The sequence below is a fragment of the Paraburkholderia atlantica genome, from assembly GCF_000092885.1.
Lineage (GTDB): Bacteria > Pseudomonadota > Gammaproteobacteria > Burkholderiales > Burkholderiaceae > Paraburkholderia > Paraburkholderia atlantica.
This window is the reverse complement of record NC_014118.1, coordinates 2437561-2451723: the sequence shown is the minus strand read 5'-3', so window position 1 is coordinate 2451723 and position 14163 is coordinate 2437561. Positions and strand designations below refer to the sequence as shown.

The 14163-nt window shown below is 64.4% G+C and carries 10 protein-coding genes; 1 reads left to right on the top strand and 9 read right to left on the bottom strand.

Annotated elements, in window-relative coordinates; genetic code table 11:
• The first annotated feature begins 318 nt into the window (after positions 1–318).
• Positions 319–1011, top strand: a complete 693-nt coding sequence (locus tag BC1002_RS26960) for an alpha/beta hydrolase family protein (protein ID WP_013093161.1) — start codon at positions 319–321, stop codon at positions 1009–1011.
• A gap of 296 nt (positions 1012–1307) precedes the next feature.
• Here BC1002_RS26960 and BC1002_RS26955 read toward each other — a convergent pair whose 3' ends face one another.
• The 9 genes from BC1002_RS26955 to BC1002_RS26915 all read right to left on the bottom strand — a co-directional run bounded on the left by BC1002_RS26955 (position 1308) and on the right by BC1002_RS26915 (position 14160).
• Positions 1308–4493: a multidrug efflux RND transporter permease subunit gene (locus BC1002_RS26955; RefSeq protein ID WP_013093159.1), complete on the bottom strand. Its 3186-nt coding sequence runs from the start codon at positions 4491–4493 to the stop codon at positions 1308–1310.
• 15 nt (positions 4494–4508) lie between these two features.
• A complete protein-coding gene (locus tag BC1002_RS26950; RefSeq protein ID WP_013093158.1) occupies positions 4509–5093 on the bottom strand; it encodes a GNAT family N-acetyltransferase in 585 nt (194 codons plus the stop codon).
• Positions 5094–5099: 6 nt separating this feature from the next.
• Positions 5100–5639, bottom strand: a complete 540-nt coding sequence (locus tag BC1002_RS26945) for a GNAT family N-acetyltransferase (protein WP_013093157.1) — start codon at positions 5637–5639, stop codon at positions 5100–5102.
• A 70-nt stretch (positions 5640–5709) separates the two neighbouring features.
• On the bottom strand, positions 5710–7071 hold the full coding sequence (locus tag BC1002_RS26940) for a TldD/PmbA family protein (protein WP_013093156.1): 1362 nt from the start codon (positions 7069–7071) through the stop codon (positions 5710–5712).
• On the bottom strand, positions 7071–8507 hold the full coding sequence (locus tag BC1002_RS26935) for a TldD/PmbA family protein (RefSeq protein WP_013093155.1): 1437 nt from the start codon (positions 8505–8507) through the stop codon (positions 7071–7073). Before BC1002_RS26935 ends, BC1002_RS26940 begins: the two co-directional genes overlap by 1 nt.
• Positions 8504–10147 carry an ABC transporter ATP-binding protein gene (locus BC1002_RS26930; protein ID WP_013093154.1) on the bottom strand — a complete coding sequence of 548 codons (1644 nt, stop codon included), beginning with the start codon at positions 10145–10147 and terminating at the stop codon, positions 8504–8506. Before BC1002_RS26930 ends, BC1002_RS26935 begins: the two co-directional genes overlap by 4 nt.
• Positions 10144–11253 carry an ABC transporter permease gene (locus BC1002_RS26925; protein ID WP_041735246.1) on the bottom strand — a complete coding sequence of 370 codons (1110 nt, stop codon included), beginning with the start codon at positions 11251–11253 and terminating at the stop codon, positions 10144–10146. Before BC1002_RS26925 ends, BC1002_RS26930 begins: the two co-directional genes overlap by 4 nt.
• Positions 11207–12262: a microcin C ABC transporter permease YejB gene (locus tag BC1002_RS26920; RefSeq protein WP_013093152.1), complete on the bottom strand. Its 1056-nt coding sequence runs from the start codon at positions 12260–12262 to the stop codon at positions 11207–11209. Before BC1002_RS26920 ends, BC1002_RS26925 begins: the two co-directional genes overlap by 47 nt.
• Before the next feature lie 8 nt (positions 12263–12270).
• On the bottom strand, positions 12271–14160 hold the full coding sequence (locus tag BC1002_RS26915; RefSeq protein ID WP_013093151.1) for an extracellular solute-binding protein: 1890 nt from the start codon (positions 14158–14160) through the stop codon (positions 12271–12273).
• Positions 14161–14163: the final 3 nt, after the last annotated feature.

Genomic DNA, 14163 nt, shown 5'->3' with positions numbered 1-14163 from the left:
CATTGAGACCGGTTCTGGCCCTGAGCGCGTCGCATGAAAGGTTGGGGTGGCCTAAGCGGTCATCCCGGCAACCACGCGGATAGTTTGTCCAATCGCTCCCCAGCCCGGTAAATTGCCATCAGCGCAATTTGAATGGCCGCTTCTTCGGGCGCAACGGACGCCTGAATGTCCAAATCCAGTCGCCTGCGAAGGGCGCTTCTTGGCCGGGTTCACGCAGTGTCCTCCGCAATTTGCTCGCCGGAGGCCGCCACAACCGCTCCCCAACGCCTCATTGATGCAGAATCGGCGCTAAGGCCACAACGACACGACCTGAATACGATGGACGTCCCAGAATCGCTTTCCATGGCACTGCCCGACGGCACCACGGTCTCTGCGCTCCTCCGAGTGCCGGAGGACGCGCGAGCCCTGTATGTCTTCGCGCACGGTGCCGGGGCGGGCATGCAGCACGCCGGCATGTCGTCATTGGCCGACGCGCTTGCGGCGGCCAATGTCGCCACATTGCGCTACCAGTTTCCGTACATGGAGCGGGGCTCCAAGCGGGTGGACTCACCGGCCGTGGCACATGCTGCCGTGCGGGCGGCCGTCGCAGAGGCCCGCCGGCGGCTGCCAGCCCTGCCGCTCTTCGCCGGCGGCAGGTCGTACGGCGGCCGCATGACGTCCCAGGCCCAAGCCATCTCCCCACTCGACGGTGTGCGTGGCCTCGCTTTCGTCGCGTTCCCGCTGCACCCGGCCGGTGCGCCCGGCGTGGAGCGGGCACGGCACCTGGCGGACGTCACGGTGCCGATTCTCTTCCTGCAGGGCACGCGCGACAAGCTGGCGGAAATTCACCTGCTGAGGTCGGTCGTCGAGACGCTGGGGCCACGCGCCACGCTGCATGTGGTGGACGACGCAGATCATTCGTTGCACGTGCGCGCGTCCTCCGGCCGGACCGACGCGGAGGTGGTGCTCGAACTGGCACGGACGATGTCGGCGTGGTTCTTCGCCGGAGGAGAGTTCGTGCCCGTTACCTGAGCAAGCGCAGGAATGCAGGAATGCGTGTAGCAGAGTCGGGACGGCGAGCCGGCGAATTCGCCGTGCTGCACTCGCCCGCTCAATCCCTTCGCTATCCGCAGATGGTCTGTCGCATAGCTACGATAAGCGACGCCTGTCGCGTCAGCGACGTTTTCCCAGTGCCGGGTGAGTGAGTTTGGACCTGCAACAACAGCCCGACGGCGGCGAAAGTCAGCACGCGTGTGCAGAGAGTGGTGAGCATGTCGGTCCTTTGCGTTGTCCGGATATGAATTCCTTTAACGCAAGCGATAGCTGCCCTAATCGCCCTGCTTCGCCTCCACCGTAACGACGCGATCGAGCGCGGCCTCCAGCGTACGCCGGTTCCGCGCCGTCTTGCCCTCTGCACGACGCCGCCTGCGCATGCCCCGTGTGCAGACATAAAACGAGACCGGCGTAAAAATCAACCCCAGTATTGTTGCGACAATCATGCCACCGAAGACACCCGTGCCAATCGAGTGTCGGCTTTCAGCGCCACCGCCCGTTGAGAACACAAGCGGCACGACACCGACTAGGAATGCTGCCGACGTCATGACGATCGGTCGAAAGCGCATCGTGCAAGCCTCGACGATCGCATCGGCGAGACCCGCTCCGCGCGCATGCAGATCGCGCGCGAACTGCACGATCAGAATCGCATTCTTGCCCGCGAGGCCGATGACGGTCACCACGCCGATCTTGAAGTAAATATCGTTAGGCAATCCGCGCAAGAACATCGCTGCAACCGCGCCGATGATGCCGAGCGGCACGACGATCAGCACCGACAACGGAATCGTCCAGCTTTCGTAAAGTGCCGCGAGCGCCATGAACACGGCGAGCAACGACAACGCCAGCAACTGCGGCGTTTGTTGCGCCGCCTGCGTCTCGGCGAGTGACACGTCGGCCCACTCGAACCCGATACCTTCGGGCAACTGGGCCGCGAGCCGCTCCATCTCGGCCATCGCGGCACCGGAGCTGTAACCGTTCGCGGCGCGGCCCGTCACGTCGAGCGCCGGGTAGCCGTTATAACGCGTCAGGACGCTCGGCCCGCGCGCCCAGCGCAGCGACGCGAAGGCCGAGAACGGCACCATCTTGCCCGCCTGGTTGCGCACCGTGAGCGTGAGCAGATCGGTGTCCGTCATCCGGGTCGCAGCATCGCCGCCGACGAGCACGCGCAGCATGCGTCCCCCCGCTGGGTAATCGGCGATGTACGACGTGCCAAACGTCGCGCCGAGTACGTCGGCGATGGCATCGAACGACACGTCCATCGCGTAGGCCTTCATGCGGTCAACCTCGACTGTTACGCGCGGCGCGTCAGGCAGCGTCTCCGAGTGCACATCGGCCAGCATGCGGCTTTGCTTCGCGAGTCCGATCAGGCGCTCGCGCGCCGCGTCGAGCACCTCCTTGCCCACGCCGCCGCGATCTTCGAGGTGGAACGTAAAACCGTCGGCGTGGCCGAGCCCGGGCACCGATGGCGGCAACTGCGCGAACACTTCGCCGTCGAGGATCCTGGCGAATTCGCGGTTCAGTCTTTCGCGCAAGGTCACTGCATCGACATTGCGTCGTTCCCAGTCTTTCAGCGACACGAAGGCCATGCCGACGTTCTGCCCGCTGCCCGCGAAACTCCACCCGATCACCGAGGTCACGTTTTCGACGGCGGGCTCCTTGTGCAGGATCGATTCAACCTGGCGCAGCACCGCGAAGGTCCGCTCCTGCGAAGCACCGGACGGCAGCTGCACCATCACCTGAAGCTGCCCCTGGTCTTCCGTCGGCAAGAAGCCCCCGGGCATCGCCGCGTAGAGCACCGCCGCCGCACTGATCAGCGCGAGATGCACGGCGAAGGCCAGCTTCGAGCGCCCGAGCCATCGCGCCACCCAGACGCCGTAACGACGCGTCGCCCCATCGAAGCCCGAGGAGAACTTCGCAAGGCAGCGCGCGGCGACACCGCCGCGCAAAGCGTTACGGTCCCGAGGCGGCTTGAGGAGATTCGCGCAGAGTGCAGGTGCGAGCGAAAGCGCCATGAACGCCGAGACCAGAATCGCCGAGATCATCGCGATCGAGAACTGCCGGTAGATTCCGCCCACACCGCCGCTGAAAAACGCCATCGGCAGAAAGACGGCAATGAGCACGGCCGTCACGCCGACGATCGCGCCGCCGATCTGCCGCATCGCCTTGCGCGTCGCTTCGCGCGGCGCCAGTCCCTCCTCGTGCATGATCCGTTCGACGTTTTCCACGACGACGATCGCGTCATCGACGAGAATGCCGATCGCAAGCACGAGCCCGAATAACGTGAAGACGTTGATCGAGAGGCCGAACGCGTGCATGGCGAGGAACGAGCCCAACAGCGTGACGGGAATCACGACGGTCGGCACGAGCGCGTAGCGCACTTCGCGCAGGAACAGCCACATCACGCAGAAGACGAGGACGATCGCCTCGCAGAGCGTCAGGACGACCTCCTTGATGGCAATCTTGACGAAGTGCGCGCCGTCGTAGGGAATCCGCACGTCGATGCCCGCTGGCAAGGTCTTCGACAATGCGTCGATGCGCGCGCGGATCGCGTTGGACGTAGCGAGCGCGTTGCCGAGCGGCCCGAGCTGGATGCCGACGGTCGCGGCCGAATGGCCGTTCAGGCGTGACCAGAAGGTATAGCTGTCGCGCCCAACCTCGACGCGGGCCACGTCGCCAAGCCGCACCACGCCCCCGCCCGGTTGCGCCTTCAGCACGATCGCGGCGAACTCGGCCGGCGTGCGCAACTGCCCATGCACGTTGACGGACGCGGTCAGCGCCTGCCCGGCCGTGGCCGGCGCATCGCCGATCGCACCCGCCGTGACGGTCGAATTCTGCGCACGGATCGCGGCGCTAACGTCGGCGGGCGACAGGCTGTATTCGCGCAGCTTCACCGGATCGAGCCAGATACGCATCGCCTCGTCGGCGTCCCACAGTTCAGCCGAGCCGACGCCGGGTGTGCGTTTCAGTTCGCGCAGCAGATAACGGTTCAGATAGTCGCTCAATGTCGTCGAATCGCGTGCGCCGTCGGTCGACACGAGCGTGACGAGCATGAGGAACGTATTCGCCGCGTTGAAGACACTGATGCCCTGCTGGACGACCTGCCGCGGCAAACGCGGCTCGACTTGCTTCAGGCGGTTCTGCACGTCGACCATCGCCAGCTCGGGATTCGTGCCGGGCATGAACATGACATCGATCTCGAGCTCGCCAAGCCCGTCGCTCGTTGTCTCGTAGTAGGAGAGTCCGGTTGCGCCGTCGAGGCTCTGCTCGATCAGGCTCGCGACGTCGCTGTCGATCTGCTCGGCTGTCGCGCCGGGGTAAGTCGCGGAGATGACGACGCGCGGCGGCGCAAGGCGCGGATACTGCGAGACTGGCAACTGCGTGGTGGCAAGCGCACCGGCCACCATCACGGCGAACGCGATCACCCACGCGAAAACCGGTCTGTCGATGAAGAAGAAAGGCACGTGTGGAGTCCTGGGTCAGAGGGCTGCCGTGGAATCCGTGGGCACTTGCGCCGGACCGAATTCGGGCGCGCTGGCGACGCGCGCCATATGGAAGACGTCGTGCAGCGCACCGTCGCGTACAGCGTCGGCCCGTGCGCGCGCTTCCATCACGAAGCCGAACTTCTGGTACAGCGCGATCGCCGGGGCATTGTCCGCGAATACGCTGAGCTCGATGCGGCGCAGGCCGAGCGCATTGTCGGCGGCTTCGAGTAGCGCACCGAGTAGCAGTGAGCCCACGCCGCAGCCGTGATACGCGTCGTGCACCGCGATGCCAAGCGAAGCGCTGTGCGCGCGCTGCCCAGTGTGCACCATGAGTCCAGCCTGTCCGATCAAACGTCCTTCACATTCGGCGAGGACTATCATCGAATTCGCTGCGAGATTCTCGAGCCAGTCGCGCAGCGATGCGGCGGTGCGATAACCGTGCGAAAGAATGCCGGGCCGCACACCAGGCAGGTTCATGAGCGCGGCGATCGCCTCGCAATCATCGAGTTCGGCAGCGCGTAGACGCACCGTCTTCGCGAACGCGACGTGGGCCGCCACGGCTTCACCATGGTGATTCATCGAGCGTCACTCCGTAATGTGAGGCAGTGGCGCGCTCAGGCGCCCCATCAGATACGCATCGACAAGGACGCCCTGGCGCAGCATATAGCCACGTAGCCGCCCTTCGATCTCGAAGCCGGACTTGCGATACAGCGCGATGGCGGCATCGTTGTCGACGAACACCTTGAGTTCGAGCCGACGTAGGCCGAGCCAGTTGTCGGCCAGATCGATCACTTCGCCCACGAGGCGTGTGGCCACGCCGCGACGCCGACGGTCGCCGTGTACGCCGACGCCGATCGCGCCGACGTGAGCCCGACGAGTCCTGCCGACCTCGAGCTGGGCGTGGCCGATCAACTGCTCGCCCACCCAGGCGCCGATTTCGATGTGCTGCGGCGGACGCTTCTCGATCCACTCGCGCGTGGATTCCACCGAGCGAAAGGGTATTTGTGGATCGCCGTGCGACATCGACGGCGCGTAGATCAACGCGTGCAACTGTTTGGCGTCGCGCACGCCAATCGCGCGCAGCGTGAGCGGCTCGCCCTGGTCCGAAGTTGAGTCGGTCGACATCTGTGCCTCCTTGTTGTTTTACGTCGTGCTGCACTTCCGTAATGCGTGACCACCCGGCCTGTGCGCCGCGCTACAACACAAGCTCGAACGACTTCACCAGCGCGCCTGGCAGTTGCATGCCGCCGGCCGCGCGTTGTCCCCACGTAGAGTCCGAGAGCAGCAGTTCCGTACGCGCGCCCAGCGCTTCGAGACGTTCGCCAAAGAGGCCATACAGGCTGTCGTCGAAGCGCATCGCGTCGACGGGCGCAACGATCTCGCCGTCCTCCACCCAGAAGGTCGCGAAGCGCGTCATGCCGGTCAGTCGACAATTCATGCGGTCCGAGAAGTTCACGTACCACAGGTTGCCGACATAAAGTCCGGTACCGAGACGTGCGAGCACGTCGTCCTCGACGAGGTCGCCGCCGGCCATCGCAAGCGAGGTGGGCAGTTCCTCCGGCAGTGCGCCGTTCGGTTCGAGCCCGCACTCGCGCGCAGAACGCGCGCTCGTTAGCTGGCCAACGCTGCGACCCGCGTCTATCAGTGGCACGCTCTCGCGTAGATAGCCGTCGTCGTTGAAACCGGGTGCGATGCCAAGTTCAAGCGATTCCGCCAACGCCACGCGCGTGTCGAACGCGGACGCGCCGGTGTGGAGTTTGTAGAGTGGACTCATCGAGTTCGCCTGGGCACGCGCCGAAAAGCCATTCGAGGCCATCGATTCGACCAGCTCCGAAAGCGCCGCCGGTGCGAGCCAGGCGCGATAGCCGCCCGGCGTGAGCACGCGCGGCGTACGCAGCAACACGGGCAAGCGCGCCGCCGCCTCGCTCACCTTGCCCGCGAACACGACGTCGTCCCACGCGTCGCCCGCGTAGGTCGTCTTGATCGCGCGCCCCTTGGGCTGATAGAGGGACCAGCTGAAATTGAAATTCTCCACTTCGTACCAGCCGCGGCTACCCGAGGTCGAGGCGAAGCCGCGCAAGACAGTGCCGCCCGCGTAGAAGCCCACGAAGTCGAGACCCTGCGCACACTGCGCGACGAGTTCGACGAGCGCTTGCGGCTCCGGCAGCCTGCCGCTGCGGTGCGTGCTGCGCGACCACGCCGTGCTATCGAACAGCACATGGGGATCGTCGGGCGCGTCCAGCAGGCTTTCGCGCAGCGCCGCGAGCGCTTTGTCCACGTCACGCACGTCGGCGTGGGTGTCGCCGCTCAGGTCGAGCGTGAAATACGCCTGACGCGCACCGTTCACGAGCCGCAGTGTCAATCGCCCCTGCTCCACCTGACCGCTTTGCCGCACCTTGCCCGCGTTGAAGCGGATGAAATCCGACTGCTCGCCCGAAAACGAACTAAGCACGGTCTCGCCGGGTCGGCGCAGGCGCTCAATTGCGTCGGCGAGCATCATGAAGCGCGCGTGCCAGTCGATCGCCTCGACGCCGCGCGGGAAAAGCATCCCGGTCATCACGCGCCTCCGAATACTTCGACGTTCGAAAACACGCAAGCGGGCGACGCATGACCCACACGGATCACCTGCGCGGGTTCACCCTTGCCGCACATTGGTGTGCCGTAGATTTCGCGCGTGGATGCATTGCCAACCGCGGCGAGGCTGCGCCAGAAGCTCGCGGAAACGCCACGATAGTTCGGACGCTTGACGACCTGCGTGAGGTTTCCGTTCTCGATCAGCTGGCCGAATTCGCAGCCGAACTGGAACTTGTTGCGATGATCGTCGATGGACCAGGACGTGTTGGTTTTCATAAGGATGCCATGCTCGATTCCCGCGATCAGCCTGTCGAGCGACGATTCACCGGGTTCAATGTTGAGGTTCGCCATGCGGTCGATGGGCGGCCGGTTCCAGTTGGATGCGCGCGAGTTCGCCACGCCAGGGAGTCCCGCCCGCTGCTGTGACAGCGCGCCGCCGAGCGGCCGTTCCAGCACGCCAGAACGAATCAGATATTGGCGGCTGGCGGCGCTGCCGTCGTCGTCGAACGCGTAGGCGGCAGCCTCTTCGCGCACATCCGGGTCGAAGGTCACGTTCAGCAATTCCGAGCCGTACTGGTAGTGACCGAACATCTCCGGCTTCACGAAGCTCCAGCCCGCGAAATTGCGCTCGTCGCCGAGAATGCGGTCGAGTTCGAGTGGATGGCCAATCGATTCGTGAATTTGCAGCATCATCTGGTCGGGCATCAGCAGCAGGTCGCGGCGGCCGCTGGGACAGTTCGGCGCGGCCAGCAGTTGCAGCGCCTCGTCGGCCACGCGCGCACCCGCGCCGTCAAAGCCGTAGCGCGCGAGGATTTCCATGCCGCCCTGCGCGAGCGTCCCATAGTGGCCCGCGAGCGTTCGCTCCTGGGTGTCGCCATCGCCGTGCGCGACTGCCGAAAGGCTCGGCATGAGAAAGCGCAACTGTTGATCGATGCGCACGCCATCGCTCGTCACGTAAAGCTGATCGCAGTGCGTCACTTGCATGCCGGCCACGCGCTCGACGATGCGCTCGCCCAGGTTTGCAGCCGCGCATTCGTGCGCGAGCCGTTCAAGCCATTCGCGCCGCGACGGCAGAGCGCCCTGTGCATTCGGCGACACATAGCTGCCGCTTTGCGTCGGCCGCGCAATCTCGCGATGGTCGATGAGCGTGTGTGCCGCGCTCGCCTGCGCACGTGCGGTGGCGATGTCGAGCGCGCGTTGCAGGCCGCTTGCCGAAAGATCCGCGGTCGCCGCATAGCCCGCGCCCGCACCGGCCCACGCCGTCACCATCGCGCCGCGCTCGCGTGCGGTGGAAAGCGGCAAGGCCACGTCGTTGCGCACGACGTGCTCGTCCTTGCGTTCGTCCACGAAACGCACCGACCAGAAATCGGCATCGCTGCGCAATGCGCGCGCGGCCGATGTCCAGAGTTCTTCGATCATGCAATGTTCTCCTTGAGCGCTACGGCGTTCTGCAGAATCGACGCCGCGAGCAACGACTGCGTATAGGGATGCGAAGGTGCGTCGAACACGTCGAGCGTGTCGCCGGTCTCCACGATCCGGCCGGCTTTCATGACGACCACGCGGTGCGCCATCGCGCGGATCACGGCCAGATCATGCGTGATGAAAAGGTAGCTGAGCCCATACTTCTTCTGCAAACGCGTCAACAGGCCGAGCACTTGCTGCTGCACCGATACGTCGAGCGCACTCGTCGGCTCGTCGAGCACGATCAGTTCGGGCTCTACGGCAAGCGCGCGGGCAATCGCGATCCGTTGTCTCTGACCGCCCGAGAATTCATGCGGATAACGCGGCAGCACGTCGGCGGACAAACCGACCTCCTGGAGCAGCTCTACGATACGCGCCCTGCGTTCAGGTGCGTCGAGCTGAGGACGATGAACCCGCATCCCCTCGCCGACGATCTGCTCGATCGTCATGCGCGGCGAAAGCGAGCCGAACGGATCCTGGAACACGACCTGCATGCGCGCAGACAGCGCACGCCAGGCCTTGCTGGACGATCGATATTCGCGCAGCGGCTTGCCGGCCACCTTGACGTCGCCGGTCGCGGGCCGTTGCAAGCCGAGCACGGTCGAGGCGAGCGTCGACTTGCCGGAACCGGATTCCCCGACGATGCCGAGCGTTTCGCCCCGGCGCAGCGTGAGGTCGACTTCGTGCAGCGCGCGGAACGCCGTCCTCCCGAGCAACGAGCGCCAGCCTTTCGCGTTCATTCGATAGTCGACCGCGAGCCCCTCGATCGACAGCACGTTCTGCGCATCGTCAGGCACGCTCTCAACTGCGCGACGCGGCTCACTGTCGAGCAATCGCTTCGTATAGGGATGCTGCGGATTCGCGAACAGCGCCTCCGTCGTATTCGTTTCGACGAGCACGCCCTTCTCCATGACGGCGACGCGCTGCGCGAACCGCCGCACCAGATTCAGATCATGCGTGATCAACAGCACGGCCATGCCGCGCTCCTGCGCCTCCTGCTCCTGCAAACCGATCAGCAGGTCGACGATTTGTTGGCGCACGGTCACGTCGAGCGCCGTGGTCGGTTCGTCGGCCAGCAGCAGCCGCGGGCGGCACGCGAGCGCCATCGCGATCATCGCGCGCTGGCGCTGGCCCCCCGAGAGCTGGTGCGGGTAGCTGTCGATGCGGCGTTCGGGCTCGGGAATGCCCGTACGGCGCAGCAACTCGATGCCGCGCTCGCGCGCCGCGTTCGGGCGCAGCCCCTCGTGCAGCCGCAGGCTCTCCGCGATCTGCTGGCCCACCGTATAGAGCGGATTGAGCGCCGTCATCGGCTCCTGAAACACCATCGCGATATCGGCGCCGCGTACGCCGCGCATCTGCTGTTCGCTCTTCGTCAGCAGGTCCTCTCCATCGAAGACGATGCGGCCCGTGTGCTTGGCATCGCGCACGAGGCGCAGCACCGACAGCGCCGTCACGCTCTTGCCCGAGCCCGATTCGCCGACGAGCGCGACACGCTCGCCACGGCCGATCGCGAGGTTGACGTCGAACACGCATTGCCTGTCGCCGAACGAGACGCAGAAATCTTCGATGCTGAGCAGAGGTTTGCGGTTTTCGCTCATCGGGCACCTCCGAACGCCGAGCCGCGGTTGCGGGTATCGAGCGCGTTGCGCAGTGCGTCGCCCATGAACGTCAGGAGCAGCAACGTGGCGACGAGCGCGGAGAACACCGATACCGAGATCCACCAGGCGTCGAGATTGTTCTTGCCCTCCTGCAACAGTTCGCCGAGGCTCGGGGTAGGCGGCGGAACGCCGAGGCCGAGAAAGTCGAGGCTCGTCAGGGAAAGGATCGCCGCGCTCATGCGAAACGGCAGGAACGTGATGACCGGTGTCAGGCTGTTCGGCAATATGTGACGCCAGATGATCTGCCAGTTCGAGAGTCCCATCGTGCGCGCGGCCTTCACATAATCGAGCGCGCGGTTGCGCAGGAATTCGGCGCGCACGTAGTCGGATAGCAGCAGCCAGCCGAACATCGATAGCAGGATGAACAGCAGCCAAAGCGTCGGCTCGAAGATCGAAGCGAAGATGATGAGCAGATAGAGGTCCGGCATCGACGACCAGATCTCGATCAGGCGCTGGCCGATGAGGTCGGTCCGTCCGCCGTAGAAGCCCTGCAACGCCCCCGTCAACACGCCGAAGAACACGCCTGACAAGGTCAGCGCGATCGCCATCAGCACCGACACCCGAAAGCCGTAGAGCAGCCGCGCGAGCACGTCGCGCCCGAACTGATCGGTGCCGAGCCAGTTCGCGGCGCTCGGCGGGGCTGGAAACGGCCGCTCGGCGAAATAGTCGATCGTGTCGTAGTAGTTGCGGTTCGGCGCATAGACCGCGAAATTCCCGTTCGACTCCAGGCGGGAGCGGATATACGGATCGAGATAGTTCGTCTTCGCGGGGAAATCGCCGCCGAACTGCGTCTCCGGATACTCCTTCAGGATCGGGAAGTAGTAGTGCCCGTCGTAGCGCACGATGAGCGGCTTGTCGTTGGCGAGCAGTTCGCCGGCAAGGCTGACGACAAACAGCGCGACGAATATGATCAGGCTCCAGTAGCCGAGCTTCTGGCTCTTGAAGCGCAGCCACGTGCGTCGCCACGGCGAGACCGGCGCGGCCGGCGCCACGGGCGCCTCAGCGGTCCACGCTGTCGAATTGGATGCGGGGGTCGACGATGACATAGCAGACATCAGCAATGAGTTTGGTTAGAAGGCCGATCAGGGTGAAGAGAAACAGCGAGCCGAGCACCACGGGGTAGTCACGGCGAATCACCGAGTCGAAGGACAACTGCCCCATGCCGTCGAGCGAGAACAGCGTCTCAATCAGCAGGTTGCCGTTCAGGAACGCGCCGACGAACGCAGCGGGCAGGCCCGTCAACAGCGGAATGGCGGCGTTGCGCAGCACGTGCTTCCACAACACGTCGCGCTCGGGCGCGCCTTTGGCGCGCGCCGTCAGCACGTATTGCCGGCCGATCTCTTCGAGAAATGTGTTCTTCGTCAGTATCGTCACGATCGCGAAGTTGCCGACCACGGACGCCGTCACGGGCAGCACCATGTGCCAGACGTAATCGAGCACCTTGCCCACGGCGGACAGATCGGCGAAGTCGTCGGATGTGAGTCCGCGCATCGGAAAGAGCTGCCAGAACGTGCCGCCGCCGAACAGCATCAGCAACAGCACGCCGAGCACGAATCCGGGAATCGCGTAGCCGACGAGGACGAGTACGCTCGTCACCGCATCGAAGCGCGAGCCGTTGCGCACGGATTTGGCGATGCCGAGCGGCACGGCCACCGCGTAAGTCAGCATCACGGTCCAGAGCCCGAGCGAAATGGAGACCGGCAACTTGCTGCGGATGACCTCCCACACGCTCTTGTGCTGGAAGTACGACTGGCCGAGATCGAACGTCGCGTAACTCTTCAACATCAGCAGGTAACGCGTGTGCGCCGGCTTGTCGAAACCGAATTGCTTCTTGATCTGCTCGATCTGCTGCGGGTCGAGGCCCTGGTTGCCGTGATAGCCGCTGCCGCCGCCACCGCCGTCCGCACCCTGGCGCGACTGGCCGTGACGAAGCTGGGTCACCATCTGCTCCACCGGCCCGCCCGGCACGAACTGGGTCACGACGAAAGTCAGCGTGACGACACCGATGATCGTCGGCACCATCAACAGCAGACGTCTGAGAATGTAGGCGAACATGACGCTCCTCAATGCACTGCGGCGGTTGTCTGCGCCTGCGGTTTGCGATACCAGTAATTGATGACCCAGTCCTCGTACTGATACGTGATCGGTGTCACCGTCGGGAACCCGATGGTCGACTTGTAGCCGATCCGCGCGTGCGGCATGTAGTACTGCGGCACGAGGTAGTACTCGTTGATCAGCACGCGATCGAGCGCGCGTGTGGCCGTCTCGAGGTCATCGAGCGTGTCGGCCGCGATAGCCGCGTGCACGAGCGTATCGACGGCCTTCGAGCGAATGCCCATGTAGTTTTCCGAGCCGACCTGCGATGCAGCAGGGCTCGTGAAACGGCGTATCAGCTCCGGCCCGGGGACCGTGACGGGCGGATAAATGTACGTCGTCATGTCGTACTCGAAGTTGTCAAGCCGCTTCTGATAAAGCGCACTGTCGAGTTCGCGGAAGTAAGCGTGGATGCCCAGCGTCTGCAGCGCCTGCGTGTAGGGGATGATGATGCGGTCCATGCCCGGCTGGTTATCGATGATCTCGATCGTCATCGGCTTGCCGCTCGCATCACGCAATGCGCCGTCGCGGTAATGCCAGCCCGCGTCGGCGAGCAGGTCGCGCGCCTGCCGCAGGTTCTGCCGTAGCGAGCCGGGCGGCAGCGTGTTCGGCAGCTTGACCATCGGGCCGAACACTTCCGGCGGCAAAGATGCGCGGAACGGCTCGAGCAGCTTCACCTCCTTCTCGCTGGGCAGGCCGGCCGCACCGAACGGGCTGTCCTGCCAGAAGCTGTTGAGCCGGCGATACTGCCCGTAGAACATCATCCGGTTCATCCACTCGTAGTCGAATGCAAGCGCAAGCGCATGGCGAACCCGCCGGTCCTGGAATTGGGGCTTGCGCGTATTGATGATGAAGCCCTGCATTTGCGCCGGCCCCTCTTCGAATTCGCCCTTGTGCAGGAACCCCGACTTGAAGTTCTTACCGACATATTTGCGCGCCCACTGGGTCGAACTGTATTCGACGCGCACATCCTCGTTGCCCGCCTTGAACGATTCGAGCATCGTGTACTGGTCGACATAGAGCTTGAACGTCACGCGCTCGAAGCGGAACATCCCACGCCGCGCCGGCAGGTTTGCGGCCCAATAGTTCGGGTTGCGGCGATAGGTGATCTGCTTGTCGTTCTTACGCGACTCGATCAGATAAGCGCCGCTCGCGATAGGCGGATCGACGGACAGTTGATCGAACGGCAGGCGCTTGCCATCCTGTTGCATGCCCCACTTCGGCGAAAACACCGGCAGATCGCCGGCGATCAACGGATTGGATCTCGAGTTGTCGACGAAGTCGAAGCGCACGGTCAGGCGGTCGAGCACCGTCGCGCGCTTGATCTGCACGAACTGCGACGAAATCAACGGGGACGCCTGCGCGCTCTTGAGCGTATCGAACGAGTATTTGACGTCCTGTGCGGTGATCGGATCGCCGTTCGAGAATCGCGCCGCCGGATTGATGTGGAACGTCGCCGAGCGTTGGTCGGGCGCGAGCACCACATCGTCCGCGATCAGCGGATATTCGGACGCCAGCTCGTCCCAGCTGCGTTGCATCAGGGTGTCGAACATCAGGTTACTGATATCCGGCGCGGGCATTCCGCGCACGATGAACGGATTCGTCGAATCGTAGCTCTGGTTGTCGTTGTAATTCTGAAGAGTCAATTCGCCGGTAGCCGGCGCGTCAGGATTCGCGTAATCGAAATGCGTGAAATTTGCTGGGTATTTCGGTTCGCCGAATTGCGCAATCGCCGGTTTGGCGTCGGCCGGCAACGCGATGGTCGCGCCGGTCGTCGCGAACATCGCGGCGATCAGGGGCGTGATCATCGTCGCAAACGGCGCGAGCCGGCGCAACGAGGGGAACGTCAGAAGTTTCATTGT